Source organism: Bradyrhizobium genomosp. III (genome assembly GCF_000261705.1).
In the GTDB taxonomy this organism is placed as follows: Bacteria; Pseudomonadota; Alphaproteobacteria; order Rhizobiales; family Xanthobacteraceae; genus Bradyrhizobium; species Bradyrhizobium ottawaense.
In genome coordinates this window covers 1-15,801 of sequence record NZ_AJQF01000068.1, presented here as the reverse complement: position 1 = coordinate 15,801, position 15,801 = coordinate 1, and the positions used below count along the sequence as shown (strand labels likewise).

Genomic DNA, 15,801 nt, shown 5'->3' with positions numbered 1-15,801 from the left:
GTTTCGGACTCCTCGCGCCCGTGCGTTTGCGGACGCGCGCTACGCAAACTGCGCATTGGATAAGAATAATTACGCGTTAACGATTCATTGACTCTCGACACCCCGCGAAAACTGGATTCAAATCGCTGTGATTCGGAAGCGATGTGGGGCTGCCTCCGAACTTCAGTTGCAAGCAGGTTTTTAGGGGGCCAAAGGCATGTCGCGTGCAGACGCCGCGAACGCGTGCGTCCAATCCGATTCGATCAAGGGATTGGCGCAATCGATCGCGAAACCTGCCTATCATCGGCTCTTGATTGCAGAGCCGGCGCTTCGTCGCGCCGTGCCGACGCTCATCATCGCGTTCCTGATCACGATCTGCCTCGGCGCGTTCGTGCAGGTCGTCGATCAGACGCGTCAGAAGCGGCTGGTGATCCGGCACGACATCTCGGCGCTGGCCGACCTGCTCGCCGAACGCATCGACCGCCTCACCTCGGCGCGACAGGAGCGGCTCAAGAACATCGAGAGCCTGCCGGCGCTGTTGCCGGATATGATCCCGTCCTGGGGCACGGCCTCGGGCCGCCACGTCATCGTCACCTCGGCCGGCGTCGATCGCCGTCTCCTCGCCCGCGTCCCGGTCGACAGTGACCCTTCCGGCAACGACCGCCTGCTCGATGCCATCACGACCGCACAATTGCTCGCGGCGCCGACGCGCGACGGCAACGTCTCCGACATGACGCTGCCGAGCGGCAACGCCGCGATGGCGACCTCGCGGCAGATCAAGTCGCTGCCCGGCTTCATCACCGTGATCCAGGAGCGCAACGAGCCGATCTGGGGCTCGGACGCCGCGCTCTCGGTGACGCTGTCGGCGACGACCGGATTCGTCGTCCTGATCCTGGGCTTCGCCTTCCACTGGCAGTCCACCCGCGCCCGCGAAGGCGACCTCATCAACGACGCCGTGCGCGGCCGGATCGACACCGCCCTCAACCGCGGCCGTTGCGGGCTGTGGGACTGGGACCTGTCGCGCGGCCGGATATTCTGGTCGCAATCGATGTTCTCGATGCTGGGCCTCGACGGCCGCAACGAGCTCCTCACCTTCGGCGAGGTCAACGCGCTGGTGAAATCCGACGACATCGACCTGTTCGCGATCGCCGACCAGCTCATCTCCGAGAAGATCGACCACATCGACCAGACCTTCCGCATGCAGCATGTCGACGGCCACTGGATCTGGCTCCGCGTCCGCTGCGAGAAGACGCGCGGGGCGACCGATTCCAGCGTGCACCTGATCGGGATCGCCGTCGACATCACCGAGCAGAAGAGCCTCGCCGAGAGGACGGTGGAAGCCGACCTCCGCCTGCGCGACGCGATCGAGACAATTCCGGAGGCCTTCGTGCTGTGGGACGCGAGCGACCGCCTCGTGCTCTGCAACTCGCACTTCCAGCGCCTGCACAAGCTGCCCGACACCGCCGTGATCCCCGGCACCTCCTACGAGACCGTGCTCGAAGTCGGCCGCATGCCGGAGGTGCGCACCCGCCACAACGAGACCGCCGCCCAAGGCCCCGGCGCGCGCACCTTCGAAGCGCAGCTCGACGACGGCAGCTGGCTGCACATCAGCGAGCGCCGCACCAAGGACGGCGGCTACGTCTCGGTCGGCACCGACATTACCCGCATCAAGGAGCACGAGCAGAAGCTGGTCGACAACGATCTGCGCCTGCGCGCCACCGTCATCGACCTGAAGCGCTCCCAGGCGGCGCTGGAGCGCCAGGCGGTCGAGCTTGCCGACCTCGCCGAGAAGTACCAGCGCGAGAAGACCCGCGCCGAGGAAGCCAACCAGACCAAGTCGAAGTTCCTCGCCAATATGAGCCACGAGCTGCGCACGCCGCTGAATGCCATCATCGGCTTCTCCGAGATCATGGGCTCGGGCATGTTCGGCGAGCTCGGCAGCGAAAAGTACCAGGAATATTGCCAGGACATCCTGACCAGTGGCCACTATCTGCTCGAGGTCATCAACGACATCCTCGACATGTCCAAGATCGAGGCAGGCCGCATGAAGCTCGACATGGAAGAGCTCGACCTGGCGCAGACGCTCGCGGAATCCTTGCGGGTCGTCACCGGCCGTGCCCAGGACAAGCACCTGACGCTCGACGCCGACATCGCAAAATCCATCTCCGTCGTCGCCGACCGCCGCGCCACCAAGCAGATCATCGTCAACCTGCTCTCCAACGCGGTGAAGTTCACGCCGGACGGCGGACGCATCGTGGTGCGCAGCCGGCAGCTCGACGACCGGATCGTGCTGATGATCGCCGACACCGGCATCGGTATCGCGCCGCATTCGCTGGCGCGGCTCGGCCGCCCGTTCGAGCAGGTGGAGAGCCAGCTCACCAAGACCTATCACGGCTCGGGCCTCGGCCTCGCGATCGCCCGCTCGCTGGCGCAGCTCCATGGCGGCTCGATGCGGCTGCGCTCCAAGCTCGAGGTCGGCACCGTCGTGCGCGTGACCTTGCCACGCGACGCGATCAAGGCGGCGTCCGGGATATCGGCGGCAGCGTGATCCCTACAGCTGCAGCGACGGCGCGACTTCCCTCGCGACATTGACCAGCGCCGCGATCAGCGGCGTCATCGGATCGCGCTGCGGGATCACCATGCCGATGCTGTAATTGACGTCGGGATCGGTGATCGGGATCGAGCGCACCGTGTCGGACAGGCCGAGCGTCTCGGCGAGCTTGGCCGGCATCACGCTCGCCCAGCGTCCCGTCTTCACATGCGTGAACAGCACCAGCAGCGAATTCGAGGTCAGCGTCGGCGTCGCCTCCGCGCCGACGGAGCGTAAGGCGCGATCGATGATGCGGCGGTTCTGCATGTCCGGCGTCAGCAGGCACAGCGGAACCTGCCCGACCTCGGTCCATGTCACCGTCTCGCGGTCGCCGAACATGCCGTCCGGCGCAGTCAGAAGACGGTAGCTCTCATTGTAGAGCGGAATGGTGCGCACCTTGCCGATTGGCTCGTTCTCGATATAGGTCAGCCCCGCATCGACCTCGAGATTTTCGAGCAGCCCCAGCACCTCGGACGAGGTGGTGGACTGGATACGGAAGCGCACCTCGGGATGCCGGGCGCGAAACGGCGTCGTCAGCGCTGCGACCATGCCGAGCACGGTCGGGATCGCGGCGATGCGGATCTCGCCGGAGAGCTGATGCTTCAACCCGTTGATCTCGTCGCGCATCGCGCGGGCATCGCCGACGATCCGCCGCGCCCAGTCCAGCGCCCGCTCACCTTCGGGAGTGAACCCCTGGAAACGGGACCCGCGCTGCACCAGCATCACGCCTAGGATCTCCTCGAGCTGCTTGAGCCCGGTCGACATAGTCGGTTGCGTCACGCCGCAGACCTCCGCCGCGCGTCCGAAATGCCGCTCCTTCGCCAGCGCCAGCAATAGTTCAAGCTTGTCGATCAACCGGTCGTCCCCTCGGATTCCATCGTGGCATGCAAGCTAGCACGCCGGGCCTGCAGCAACACGCAAAAACCGGCAGCCGATACAACTTTCATTACCAATTCGCATCGGTCGATTGCGGTTGCAAATCGATCCGAATTCGCAATCGCAGCACGGGACAGCTTTATTGATCTGCGAATGATTCCAACTAGTTTGCACCGAGGAAACGCTCAGGTTGAGAACGAAGAATGACAGCGGTTTTTGAGCCTTGGAACGAGACGCGCGGCGCCGAGATCATCGCCGAACACGCCAACCGGGAGGGCGCGACGCTGGTCATCCTGCACGCGCTGCAAGAGGCGTTCGGCTACGTGCCGGAGGCGGCCATTCCCATGGTGGCGCAAGCGCTCAACCTGTCGCGCGCCGAGGTCCACGGCGTATTCACGTTCTATCATGATTTCCGCCACAAGCCGGCCGGCCGCCACGTGCTGAAGCTCTGCCGCGCGGAAGCCTGCCAGGCCGCGGGCGGCGATGCATTGGCGGCGCGCGCAGAAGCAAAGCTCGGCGTGTCACTCGGCAATACCACGGCCGACGATCGCGTCACGCTGGAGCCGATCTACTGCCTCGGCCTGTGTGCGACCGCACCGTCCGCCATGCTCGACGGCCGCCTCATCGGCAGGCTCGATCAGAAGCGCCTCGATGCGTTGATTGTGGAGGCACAGCGATGAGCTTGCGTCTGTTCGTCTCACGCGACGCCGGCGCGATTGCCGTCGGTGCCGACGAAGTTGCTCTGGCGCTGGAGCAGGCTGCAGCCAGGCGCGGCGTGGCGATCGAGATCGTCAGGACCGGCTCGCGCGGTATGTACTGGCTGGAGCCGCTGGTCGAGGTAGCGACGCCGCAAGGCCGCATCGCGTTCGGCCCGGTCACTGAAGCCGATGTGCCGTCCCTGCTCGACGCGCTCGCGAGCAACACGCCGCATCTGTTGCGGCTGGGTGCGACCGAAGAGCTCCCCTGGCTGAAGCGTCAGACCCGCCTCACCTTCGCCCGCTGCGGCGTGATCGATCCGCGCTCGCTCGACGACTACCGCGCCCATGGTGGCTACAAGGGGCTGGAGCGGGCACTGTCGCTCGGCACGGATGCGATCCTCAACGAAGTCACGGCGTCGGGCTTGCGCGGCCGCGGCGGGGCCGGCTTTCCGACCGGCATCAAATGGAAGACGGTCACGCAGGCCAAGGCCGACCGCAAGTTCATCGTCTGCAACGCCGACGAGGGCGACAGCGGCACCTTCGCCGACCGCATGATCATGGAAGGTGATCCCTTCCTGGTGATCGAGGGCATGACCATCGCCGGCATCACCGTCGGCGCGACAAAGGGCTACATCTACATCCGCAGCGAATATCCGCATGCGGTGGAAGCGATGAACGCTGCGATCCGGACTGCCAAGCGAGGCGGTTATCTCGGCGACAAGATCGGCGGATCCATCCACAGCTTCGACCTCGAAGTGCGGGTCGGCGCTGGCGCCTATGTCTGCGGCGAGGAAACTTCGCTGCTGGAGAGCCTCGAAGGCCGCCGCGGCATCGTGCGTGCAAAACCTCCGCTGCCGGCGCATCACGGCCTGTTCGGCAAGCCGACCGTCATCAACAACGTGTTGTCGTTCGCGGCCGTCCCCTTCATCCTCGCCGAAGGCGCCAAGGCCTACGCGGATTACGGCATGGGCCGTTCGCGCGGCACGATGCCGATCCAGCTTGCCGGCAACATCCGCCAGGGCGGGCTGTTCGAGACCGCCTTCGGCGTGACGCTCGGCGAGCTCGTCGACGACATCGGCGGCGGCACGTTCACGGGCCGGCCGGTCCGCGCCGTGCAGGTCGGCGGTCCGCTCGGCGCCTATTTCCCTCGTGCCCTGTTCGACACGCCATTCGACTACGAGGCCTTCGCCGCGCGCGATGGCCTGATCGGCCATGGCGGTATCGTCGTGTTCGACGACAGCGTCGACATGCGCAAGCAAGCGCGCTTCGCGATGGAGTTCTGCGCCGTCGAATCCTGCGGCAAGTGCACGCCGTGCCGGATCGGCTCGACCCGCGGCGTCGAGACCATCGAGAAGATCATCAACGGCGAGCGCGTCAACGAAAACCTCGCGCTGGTCGAAGACCTCTGCAACACCATGAAATTCGGCTCGCTCTGCGCGCTCGGCGGCTTCACGCCCTACCCCGTGCTCAGCGCATTGAAGCACTTCCGGGAAGATTTCGCACCCGCACCGACCACGCTCCAAGCCGCGGAATAGGAGAACGACAATGTCTCTGATCGAAGAAATCGACTTCGGCACGCCGGCTTCCAAATCGGAAACGATGGTGACGCTGACCATCGACGGCAATGAGGTCACGGTGCCCGAGGGCACCTCGATCATGCGGGCCGCGATGGACGCGGGTCACCAGATCCCAAAACTCTGCGCGACCGACATGGTTGACGCCTACGGCTCCTGCCGTCTCTGTCTCGTCGAGATCGAGGGCCGCGCCGGAACGCCTGCCTCCTGCACCACGCCGGTGATGCCCGGCCTCGTCGTGCACACCCAGAGCGAGCGGCTGAAGAAGCTGCGCAAGGGTGTGATGGAGCTCTACATCTCCGACCATCCGCTCGACTGCCTCACCTGCGGCGCCAACGGCGATTGCGAGTTGCAGGACATGGCGGGCGCGGTCGGCCTGCGCGACGTGCGCTACGGCTATGACGGCGAGAACCACGTCTTCGCCAAATCGCGCGGCTGCTCCAACGACAATTGGATGCCCAAGGACGAGTCCAACCCCTATTTCACCTACGATCCCTCCAAGTGCATCGTCTGCTCGCGCTGCGTCCGCGCCTGCGAGGAGGTGCAAGGCACCTTCGCGCTGACTATCTCCGGCCGCGGCTTCGACAGCCGCGTCTCGCCGGGCATGAGCGAGAGCTTCCTCGGCTCCGAATGCGTCTCCTGCGGCGCCTGCGTGCAGGCCTGCCCGACTGCAACGCTGACCGAAAAGTCGGTGATCGAGATCGGCCAGCCCGAGCACTCCGTCGTCACCACCTGCGCCTATTGCGGCGTCGGCTGCACCTTCAAGGCCGAGATGCGCGGCGAGGAAGTCGTGCGCATGGTGCCCTACAAGGACGGCAAGGCCAATCGCGGCCATTCCTGCGTCAAGGGCCGCTTCGCCTGGGGCTACACCAACCACGGCGAACGCATCCTCAATCCGATGATCCGCGAACGGATCGAGGATCCCTGGCGCGAAGTGTCCTGGGACGAGGCGTTCTCGTTCGCGGCCGCCAAGATGCGCGGCATCCAGAAGACATACGGCCGCGATGCCATCGGCGGCATCACCTCGTCCCGCTGCACCAACGAAGAGACCTATCTGGTGCAGAAGCTGATCCGCGCCGGCTTCGGCAACAACAATGTCGACACCTGCGCCCGCGTCTGCCACTCGCCGACCGGCTACGGCCTCGCCACCACCTTCGGCACCTCCGCCGGCACGCAGGATTTCGACTCGGTCGAGGACACCGACGTCGTCCTCGTGATCGGTGCCAATCCGGCCTCCGCTCATCCCGTGTTCGCGTCCCGCCTGAAGAAGCGGTTGCGCCAGGGTGCCAAGCTGATCGTGATCGATCCGCGCCGCACCGAGATGGTGGAATCGCCGCATGTGAAGGCGCTGCACCTGCCCCTGATGCCGGGCACCAACGTCGCGGTCATGACCGCGCTGGCGCATGTCATCGTCACCGAAGGCCTCGTCAACGAAGCCTTCGTGCGCGAACGTTGCGACTGGAGCGAGTTCGAGGAGTGGGCGGCGTTCGTCGCGCAGCCCAAGAACAGCCCGGAAGCCACCGCGATCCTTACCGGCGTCAACCCGAAGGATCTGCGCGAAGCCGCGCGCACCTACGCCACCGGCGGCAACGGAGCGATCTATTACGGCCTCGGCGTCACCGAGCACAGCCAGGGCTCGACCACCGTGATCGCGATCGCGAATCTTGCGATGGTCACTGGCAATATCGGCCGTCCCGGCGTCGGCGTGAACCCGCTGCGCGGCCAGAACAACGTGCAGGGCTCCTGCGACATGGGCTCGTTCCCGCACGAGCTGCCCGGCTACCGCCACATCTCCGGTGACGCGGTGCGCGACCAGTTCGAGGCGCTGTGGAACGTCAAGCTCAACCCCGAGCCGGGCCTGCGCATTCCCAACATGTTCGATGCCGCGGTCGAAGGCACGTTCATGGGGATCTACGTGCAGGGCGAGGACATCCTCCAGTCCGATCCCAACACCAAGCACGTTGTGGCTGCACTGTCCGCGATGGAATGCGTCATCGTCCACGACCTCTTCCTCAACGAGACCGCGAACTACGCCCACGTCTTCCTGCCCGGCTCGAGCTTCCTCGAGAAGGACGGCACCTTCACCAACGCCGAGCGCCGCATCCAGCGCGTGCGCAAGGTGATGACGCCGAAGAACGGCATGGCCGACTGGGAGGTCACCATCGGCCTTGCCAGGGCGATGGGCTTCGAGATGAACTACAGCCACCCATCCGAGATCATGGACGAGATCGCGGCGCTGACGCCGACCTTCGCTGGCGTCTCCTACGCCAAGCTCGACGAGCTTGGTTCGGTGCAGTGGCCTTGCAACGAGAAGGCGCCGGAGGGTACGCCGGTGATGCATATCAACGGCTTCGTACGCGGCAAGGGCAAGTTCGTCGTCACCGAATATGTGGCCACCGACGAGCGTACCGGCCCGCGCTATCCGCTGCTGCTCACCACGGGCCGCATCCTCAGCCAGTACAATGTCGGCGCGCAGACGCGGCGCACCGAGAACGTGGTCTGGCACGCCGAGGATCGTCTCGAGATCCATCCGCACGATGCCGAACAGCGCGGCGTGCGCGACGGCGACTGGGTGCGGCTGAAGAGCCGCGCCGGCGAGACCACGCTGCGTGCGGAGATCACCGATCGCGTGGCGCCCGGCGTCGTCTACACCACCTTCCATCACCCGGACACCCAGGCCAACGTCATCACGACCGACTATTCGGACTGGGCGACCAACTGCCCCGAATACAAGGTCACGGCGGTCGAGGTCTCGCCCTCGAACGGCCCGTCCGACTGGCAGAAGGCCTATGACGCGCAGGCGCGGCAGTCCCGCCGCATTGCGCCAGCCGAGGCAGCGGAGTAACCGCATGCATGTAGCTGTCCAGGCGATTGATCGCGGAATCTGGCGCAACGGCGTCGCGTCCGAAGGAACGCGGTTCATTCCGGAGGAGACGCCGCTGGCGCTGACCTATAATGGCGGCACCTATGCCGTCATGATGGGGACGCCGCAGAACCTGGAAGATTTTGCCGTCGGCTTCAGCCTGAGCGAAGGCATCATCAAGTCGGTCGATGACATCAAATCGCTCGACGTCGTTCGCCTCGACGACGGCATCGAGCTCAGGATGTGGCTAACGTCTGAAGATGCGGCACTCATCAGCGAGCGCCGTCGCCACGTCGCGGGGCCCACCGGCTGCGGCATCTGCGGTATCGAGTCCATCGCGGAAGCCGTGCGCCCGGCGGCGGTCGTGCCGCAGGGGCAGAGCTTCACGCCCGAGCAGATCATGGCGGCGATGCAGGCGATCGCGCCGCTGCAATCGATCAATCTGCAGACCCGCGCGGTTCACGCCGCCGCGTTCTGGTCTACTACCGGCCACATCGTCGCGCTGCGCGAGGATGTCGGCCGCCACAATGCGCTGGACAAGCTCGCGGGCGCGCTGGCGCGCAGCCGCACGGATACGCGCGGCGGCATGGTGCTGCTGACGAGCCGCGTCTCGGTCGAGATGGTGCAGAAGGCCGCCGCGATCGGCGCGCCGGTGATGGTCGCGGTGTCCGCGCCGACCGCGCTCGCGGTGCGCACCGCGGAAGCCGCAGGCATCACGCTGATCGCCATTGCCCGCCAGGACGGGTTCGAAGTGTTTTCGCATGGTGACCGGGTCGCCGCTCGCCATGCCACGGAGGTTGCCGATGTCGCCTGACCGCCTGATCTACATGGCCAACCAGATCGGCAAGTTCTTCGAGAGCCAGGGCCACGGCAAGGCCGTGCCGGGGATTGCCGAGCACATCAAGAAGTTCTGGGATCCTCGGATGAAGCGCGCGATCTTCGCCCATCTCGACGCCGGCGGCGCGGGCCTGGAGCCTGACGTCCGCCAGGCGCTCAGCTCGCTGAAGGCGACGTCCCTTCCAGCAGCGCCCTGAACACGCGCCGCACCTCGCTCTGGGTCTCCTTCACACGCGCCTCCAGCGACGAGAAATCCGGCGCGTCGCCGGCGCGCGCCATCACACGCTGCAGATCGGTGCCGGCGGTTTCAGGCTTGAAGCGGTCGCTGACGCAAAGCCGCAGGATCTGCGTCAGGTCGTGATAGAGCCGCACCGCGGCGCGCAAGATCTCGGTCTCCGATTGCGGAAGGACGCCGAGCCTGCATGCATTGTCCAGCACCTGCATCGTGCTGACGTCGAGGATCTCCGGCTTGTCGTGAGCGTGCACGAGCTGCAGATATTGCGCGATGAAGTCGATGTCGACCATGCCGCCGGCGGCATGTTTGAGGTCCCAGCAATCGGCCTCGCCCTTCTCCTGGGCGATGGCGCGCCGCATGTCGGCGACGTCGTTGGCGGTGATGGCGGAATCGCGGCGACGGGTCAGGACGTCGCGAATGACGCGCTCGATCCGTTCCCGGAATTCGGGCGAAGCCGACACCACGCGCGCCCGCGTCAGCGCCATATGCTCCCAGGTCCAGGCCTCGTTGGCCTGGTAATCCGCGAATGAGACCAGGCTCGAGGCGACGGGACCGGCGCGGCCTGAAGGACGCAGCCGCATGTCGATCTCGTAGAGCACGCCGTAATTGGTGCGCGTCGTGAACGCGCTGATCAGCCGCTGCGTGAAGCGCGCGAAGTAGTGCGCGCCCTGCAGCGATTTCGGTCCGTCCGAGTCCGGATTGTCGCTGTCGAAATCGTAGAGCAGGATCAGGTCGAGATCGGACGAGGCCGTCATCTCGCGGCTGCCGAGCCGGCCCATCGCGATGATCGCGGTCTCCTGTCCCTTGATCCGGCCATGCTGGGCCGCGAAGCGGTCGGCAACGAGGCCGTGCACGGTGTGGACGATGCCTTCGGCGACATCGGCAAAGGCCGTGCTGGCCTGCTGCGCCGACACGGTGCCGGAGAGGATGCGCGTGCCGATCAGGAACAGGCTCTCCTGCCCGAACAGGCGCAGGCGATCGAGGAACTCTTCGTATGAGCCAGCATCCTGCACGGTCGCAGCTAACCGTCCCGACAATTCCTGCCTGTCCGGCATGGCGCCGAAGAAGCGCGGATCGATCAGGCCATCCATGAGCTGCGGCTGCCGCGCCAGCATCTCGCCGAGCCGCGGCGCAGCGCCGAGCACCAGCGCCACCAGCGCGACGAGCTCGCGGTTCTGGCCGAGCAGCGTGATCAGCCGGCCACCGCGCTGGAGCGCCCCAAGGAATTGATCGAACGCCACGACGGCGCGATCCGGCTCCTCGGCATGGGCGAGGCCCTCGATCAGGGCCGGCACGAACTCGACGAAGGCGCTGCGCGTCGCCTCATTGCGGAACACGCGGTAGTCGCCGGTGATCCAGTCGCGCACCGTCTGCGCGACGGCGGCCGGCTTCTTGAACCCGAGCGTCGCCAGATGCTGGAGCAGGCGCGGATCGTCGGGGCCTGCGCTGTAGTCGAGCGCGGGCAGCCTGGCCGTGCCGGTCGGATCGTCGCCTTCGAACAGCTTTTCGTAGTGCCCCTGCACGATCTTGAGCTGCCGCAGCAGCTCGCCCGCGAAGGCCTCGCGATCCGTATAGCCGAAGAAGCGCGCAAAACGCTCGACCGCGTCCTTGTCTTCGGGCAGCGCGTGGGTCTGCTCGTCGGCGATCATCTGGAGGCGATGCTCGACCCGGCGCAGGAATTCATACGCAATGGTCAACTCGTCGCGCGCAGCAGGGGTGATCCAGTTCCTGGACGCGAGAATGTCGAGCGCCCTGAGCGTCGGCCGCACCCGCAATTCCGGATGGCGGCCGCCGGCGATCAATTGCTGGGTCTGCGCGAAGAACTCGATCTCGCGGATGCCGCCGCGACCGACCTTGACATTATGCCCTTCCACCGCGACCTCGCTCTGGCCGCGATAGGTCTGCATCTGCCGCTTCATGTCGTGGACGTCGGCGAGCGCGGCGAAGTCGAGATGCTTGCGCCAGACGAAAGGCGCGATCTCGGCCAGCAATGCTTCACCCGCTTTGGCATCGCCGGCGCAGGCGCGCGCCTTGATCATCGCGGCGCGCTCCCAGGTGCGCCCTTCCCGCTCATAATAGTTCAGCGCGGCGTCCCTGGAGATCGCGACCTGCGTCGAGGATGGATCGGGACGCAGGCGCAGATCGACGCGGAACACATAGCCGTCATAGGTGCGCTGCTGCAGGATGCGCGCCATCCCCTGCGTGACCCGGACGAAGAACGGCTGCGGCTCGATATCGGGCGCGAGCGTCGTGGCATCAGGATCGAAGAACACGATGAGATCGATGTCGCTGGAATAGTTCAGCTCGCCCGCGCCCATCTTGCCCATGGCGAGCACGATCAGCCCGCAGCCTTCCTCGGGCGCCTCGGGATTGGGCGGCGTGAGCTTGCCACGTGCGGCTTCCTGCCGCAGCAGGTACTGGAGCGCCGCCTGCACCGAGGACACCGCGACGTCCGTGAGCGCTGCCGTCACCCGCATCACCGGCCAGACCCCGCCGATGTCGCACAAGGCGGTCAGGAGCGCGGCCTCGGCCTTCATGCGGCGAAGCAGCCCCATCACCTCGCCCTCGTCAGAGGCCGCGAGCACCGCCCCCCTCGCCTCCGCGATCAGAGCCGTCAGATGCGCATCCGGATCACATTCGAGCAACCGGATCAGGCGCAAGGCATCGGCGCGCACCAGATCGAACAGATAGGGCGAGAATTCCGCGATACCTGCCAGGATATCCTGCGCAAAGGGATGCGCCAGCAGCGTTTCGAGACGCGCCGATTGGGCCGGCTCGAGCTCGGACAGCCAGCTTTCAAGACGTCGTTCGTCGGTTGTGGAAGCGGCAATATGGGGAGCCTCCGCGAAGCGCGCGGCCAGCCTCTCACCATGCTTGTCCGCGTTTCCCGGCGCGGAGTGGTTCATGCCACCTTCTGTGGCACATCCGGTATTGGCGGAGCAACCCTGTCGCCGGCCCCGGCGCGCGCGGGCAGCACCAGCGTGGCGACGAGACCGGGCTGGGCATCGCCCAATTTCAACTCACCGCCGTGCAATGTCGCAACAGCAGAGGCGAGGCTGAGACCAAGGCCCGAGCCCGGCAGCGTGCGGCTCGCTTCCAGGCGAACGAATCGTTCGACAGCATGCGCGCGATCGGCTTCGGGGATGCCGGGACCGCGATCGGTGACGCTGAGCAGCACCTTGTCGCCGTCGCGTTTGGCCTCGATCGTGATCGGCCTCGCATCCATGCTGACCACGGTTCCACCGGTCTGTGCGACCGGCTTGCCGTATTTGATCGCATTCTCGACAAGATTGGCGAGCGCCTGGCTGATCAACTCGCGATTGGCGTGAACCGGTGTCGGCTCGCACCTGACCTTCAAGGTCATGCCGTCGTCCTCGGCCAGTGGCTCGTAGAGCTCGTGGATGCCGTTTGCGACATCGGCCGCATCGAAATCATCCATGTTGCCGCGCGCCTGCCCGGACTCCGCGCGCGCGATCATCAGCAGCGCGTTGAAGGTGCGGATCAGACCGTCTGATTCCTCGATGGTCCGCTCCAGCGCCGCGCGGTAATCGGCTTCGCAGCCCGATTTCGCCAGCGCCTCCTCGGCGCGGTTGCGCAAGCGCGTCAGCGGCGTCTTGAGGTCGTGGGCGATGTTGTCGGAGACCTCCTTCAAGCCAGCCATCAGCGCCTCGATCCGCTCCAGCATGGCATTGAGGTTTTCCGCGAGGCGGTCGAGCTCGTCGCCGCTACGCCCCACGGGAAGACGCCCGCTGAGGTCCCCGGTCATGATGCGCTGCGCGGTCCCGGTCATCGCGTCGATGCGCCGGAGCACGCGGCGCGCGACGAAGATGCCGCCGCCGAGACCGAGCACGACGACGATCAGGATCGACCATTGCGCCGCCTTGGCGACGATGCCGAACAGGCGACGCCGCTCGGCGAGGTCGCGGCCGATCAGAAGCCGGAAGCCGTTCTCGAGTTCGGTGACGCGCACGAGCGCACGATGGTCGCGATCATCGGCGTCCTCGATGCGCCGGTAGGCCGTCTCCGACCAGCCGCGGGTCGCCATCACACCGGGTGCCAGCGAGCCGACATTGCCGGCGATCGCCTGCCCGGTCGGCGTGGTCACGAGATAGAGGTTGGCGCCCGGGCGCAGCGCCCGATACTCGATCGCGAGCACGAGGCCGCGCAGCCCCCGGCGGCCGTAGATCTCGGAGATCTCCGAGGTCTCGGCATTGACCGTCTGCGTGATCTCCTCGGTGATCAACCGCCGCGTATTCCAGGCGAAATAGGCCAGCAGCGAGGCCGCGAACATCGCGAACAGCAGCAGATAGACCAGCGTCAGCCGGAACGCCGTGGTGCGGACGAGTTTACCGAATGCCGTCACGGATCATGTACCCGGCGCCGCGGATCGTGTGCAGCAGCGGCCGCTCGAAGCCCTTGTCGATCTTGGAGCGCAGCCGCGAAATGTGCACGTCGATCACGTTGGTCTGCGGATCGAAATGATAGTCCCAGACGTTCTCGAGCAGCATGGTGCGCGTCACCACCTGGCCGGCATGCTTCATCAGATATTCGAGCAGGCGGAATTCGCGCGGCTGCAGCGTCAGCTCGTCCTTGCCGCGGGCGACGCGGTGGGAGAGCCGGTCGAGCTCGAGATCGCCGACGCGGTAGAGCGTGTCCTCGGCAGGTCCCCCGCGGCGGCGCGACAGCACCTCGACCCGGGCCAGCAGCTCGGCGAAGGAATAGGGCTTTGGCAGATAGTCGTCGCCGCCGGCGCGCAGGCCCTTGATGCGGTCGTCGACCTGTCCGAGCGCGGACAAAATCAGCACCGGCGTGGTGTTGTCCTGGTCGCGCAGCGCACCGATCAGCGACAGGCCGTCGCGCTTGGGCAGCATGCGGTCGACCACCAGCACGTCGTAATCGCCGTTCTCGGCCATGGCGAGGCCTTCCTCGCCGTCGGCGGCGTGGTCGGCAATGTGTCCGACCTCGCGAAACGCCTTCACGAGGTAGTCGGCGGATTCGCGGTCGTCTTCAATGATGAGGAGGCGCATCGTGCGTTCGGCGGCGGTCAAGGAGGTCAACCTTCTCTAAACATGGCGCGAGCGGCAATCGCATGCAAGCCGAGTGGGAGACTCTGGCATCGAGAAAAAGGCGGGCGGTGAAGCTGGGGGGACCTCACCGCCCTAGGCCTTCCGACGGAGGGGGGCGTAATTCCACCGGAAGGTAGAGAGGGGAAGCGAACGTTGCGCTGCTTCCCCGAAGGGCGCCGTCGGCGGGGGCGACTGATGCCGGCGACACCCTTCATCTCGTAGGCCTCCTGAAGCCTCAGCCCTTGGCGAGGGGCACCGCGACGAAGCGCGACTGGCCGCCGCTCTTCACGCGCATCAGGACGCTGTTCTTGTTGTCGGTCCGCGCCATGTTGATGGCGTCGCGGACTTCGCCGGCGGTGGCCACGCTCTTGCCGCCGACTTCGAGAATCACGTCGCCTTCCTTGAAACCGCGCTCGGCCGCGGCGCTCTTCGGATCGACCTCGGTGACCACGACGCCTTCCTTGCCGGCGCCGGCCACCGAATTGGCGGGGGCAACGGTCATGCCGAGCTTGGGCACGTCGGTGCCCTTGCTCGCACCCTTGCCGCTATCATTGTCGTTGTCGGCCTTGGCCTCGACCGTATTCGGCAGCTGGCCGAGCGTCATGTTCACGACCTTGTCCTGGCCCTTGTGCAGCACGTTGAGCTTCACGGTCGCGCCGGGCGCCATGCCACCGATGGTCCGGGCAAGCTCGCGGGCGTCCTTGACGGACTCGCCGTTGACCGCGGTGATCACGTCACCGGACTCGATGCCGGCCTTCGCGGCCGGACCGTTGGCCTGAGGCTCCGCCACCAGCGCGCCTTCGGCCTTCTTCATGCCGAGGCTGTCGGCGATGTCGGAGGTGACAGGCTGAATCTGCACACCGATCCAGCCGCGGCTGACCGAGCCCTTGTCCTTGAGCTGGGCGACCACGCTCTTGACGGTGCTCGCCGGAATCGAGAACGCGATGCCGACGCTGCCGCCGGAGGGCGAGTAGATCGCGGTGTTGACGCCCATCACCTCGCCGTTGGTGTCGAAAGCGGGACCGCCGGAATTGCCCTTGTTCACGGGCGCGTCGATCTGGATGAAATCGTCATACGGACCGT

The 15,801-nt window shown here is 66.1% G+C and carries 11 protein-coding genes; 6 read left to right on the top strand and 5 right to left on the bottom strand.

Annotation, left to right across the window (positions count from 1 at the left end; genetic code table 11):
* Window positions 1-196 precede the first annotated feature (196 nt).
* Entirely contained in the window at window positions 197-2,527 is a 2,331-nt protein-coding gene (locus IC66_RS0106805) for a PAS domain-containing sensor histidine kinase (protein WP_028143021.1), read from the top strand.
* Between the two features lie 3 nt (window positions 2,528-2,530).
* On the opposite strand, the gene IC66_RS0106800 is transcribed toward IC66_RS0106805, so the two are convergent.
* On the bottom strand, window positions 2,531-3,424 hold the full coding sequence (locus IC66_RS0106800) for a LysR family transcriptional regulator (protein WP_028143020.1): 894 nt from the start codon (window positions 3,422-3,424) through the stop codon (window positions 2,531-2,533).
* Window positions 3,425-3,648: 224 nt separating this feature from the next.
* Here IC66_RS0106800 and IC66_RS0106795 point away from each other — a divergent pair, with 224 nt between their 5' ends.
* From IC66_RS0106795 to IC66_RS0106775, 5 genes are read left to right on the top strand one after another with little or no spacing between them, the layout of a single operon-like run.
* The gene (locus tag IC66_RS0106795) at window positions 3,649-4,125 is read left to right on the top strand and encodes a formate dehydrogenase subunit gamma (protein WP_028143019.1); all 477 of its coding nucleotides are present in this window, start codon (window positions 3,649-3,651) and stop codon (window positions 4,123-4,125) included.
* Window positions 4,122-5,678 (top strand): formate dehydrogenase beta subunit, encoded by a 1,557-nt coding sequence (locus tag IC66_RS0106790; protein ID WP_038947109.1) that lies wholly within the window; start codon window positions 4,122-4,124, stop codon window positions 5,676-5,678. Before IC66_RS0106795 ends, IC66_RS0106790 begins: the two co-directional genes overlap by 4 nt.
* Window positions 5,679-5,688: 10 nt before the next feature.
* A complete protein-coding gene (gene fdhF / locus IC66_RS0106785) occupies window positions 5,689-8,562 on the top strand; it encodes a formate dehydrogenase subunit alpha (RefSeq protein WP_038947108.1) in 2,874 nt (957 codons plus the stop codon).
* Window positions 8,563-8,566: 4 nt separating this feature from the next.
* A complete protein-coding gene (fdhD, locus tag IC66_RS0106780; RefSeq protein ID WP_038947107.1) occupies window positions 8,567-9,394 on the top strand; it encodes a formate dehydrogenase accessory sulfurtransferase FdhD in 828 nt (275 codons plus the stop codon).
* A complete protein-coding gene (locus tag IC66_RS0106775; protein WP_028143015.1) occupies window positions 9,384-9,614 on the top strand; it encodes a formate dehydrogenase subunit delta in 231 nt (76 codons plus the stop codon). The genes fdhD and IC66_RS0106775 overlap by 11 nt, the downstream gene beginning before the upstream one ends.
* On the opposite strand, the gene IC66_RS0106770 is transcribed toward IC66_RS0106775, so the two are convergent.
* The 4 genes from IC66_RS0106770 to IC66_RS0106755 form a co-directional block, all read right to left on the bottom strand.
* Window positions 9,574-12,558, bottom strand: coding sequence for a bifunctional [glutamine synthetase] adenylyltransferase/[glutamine synthetase]-adenylyl-L-tyrosine phosphorylase (locus tag IC66_RS0106770; protein WP_038947106.1), 2,985 nt, complete (start codon window positions 12,556-12,558; stop codon window positions 9,574-9,576). The two genes, IC66_RS0106775 and IC66_RS0106770, sit on opposite strands and share 41 nt — an antisense overlap.
* Window positions 12,555-14,015 carry a sensor histidine kinase gene (locus IC66_RS0106765; protein ID WP_028143013.1) on the bottom strand — a complete coding sequence of 487 codons (1,461 nt, stop codon included), beginning with the start codon at window positions 14,013-14,015 and terminating at the stop codon, window positions 12,555-12,557. Before IC66_RS0106765 ends, IC66_RS0106770 begins: the two co-directional genes overlap by 4 nt.
* Window positions 13,999-14,679, bottom strand: coding sequence for a response regulator transcription factor (locus IC66_RS0106760; RefSeq protein WP_038947105.1), 681 nt, complete (start codon window positions 14,677-14,679; stop codon window positions 13,999-14,001). Before IC66_RS0106760 ends, IC66_RS0106765 begins: the two co-directional genes overlap by 17 nt.
* Window positions 14,680-14,953: 274 nt before the next feature.
* On the bottom strand, window positions 14,954-15,801 hold an 848-nt coding region (locus IC66_RS0106755; protein ID WP_038947104.1), incomplete at its 5' end, for a PDZ domain-containing protein.

Bases quoted from the DNA above. Each gene is read 5' to 3' on its own strand.
- IC66_RS0106805 (WP_028143021.1), top strand. From the start codon at position 197: ATGTCGCGTGCAGACGCCGCGAACGCGTGCGTCCAATCCGATTCGATC.
- IC66_RS0106795 (WP_028143019.1), top strand. From the start codon at position 3,649: ATGACAGCGGTTTTTGAGCCTTGGAACGAGACGCGCGGCGCCGAGATC.
- IC66_RS0106790 (WP_038947109.1), top strand. From the start codon at position 4,122: ATGAGCTTGCGTCTGTTCGTCTCACGCGACGCCGGCGCGATTGCCGTC.
- fdhF (WP_038947108.1), top strand. From the start codon at position 5,689: ATGTCTCTGATCGAAGAAATCGACTTCGGCACGCCGGCTTCCAAATCG.
- fdhD (WP_038947107.1), top strand. From the start codon at position 8,567: ATGCATGTAGCTGTCCAGGCGATTGATCGCGGAATCTGGCGCAACGGC.
- IC66_RS0106775 (WP_028143015.1), top strand. From the start codon at position 9,384: ATGTCGCCTGACCGCCTGATCTACATGGCCAACCAGATCGGCAAGTTC.
- IC66_RS0106770 (WP_038947106.1), bottom strand. From the start codon at position 12,558: ATGAACCACTCCGCGCCGGGAAACGCGGACAAGCATGGTGAGAGGCTG.
- IC66_RS0106760 (WP_038947105.1), bottom strand. From the start codon at position 14,679: ATGCGCCTCCTCATCATTGAAGACGACCGCGAATCCGCCGACTACCTC.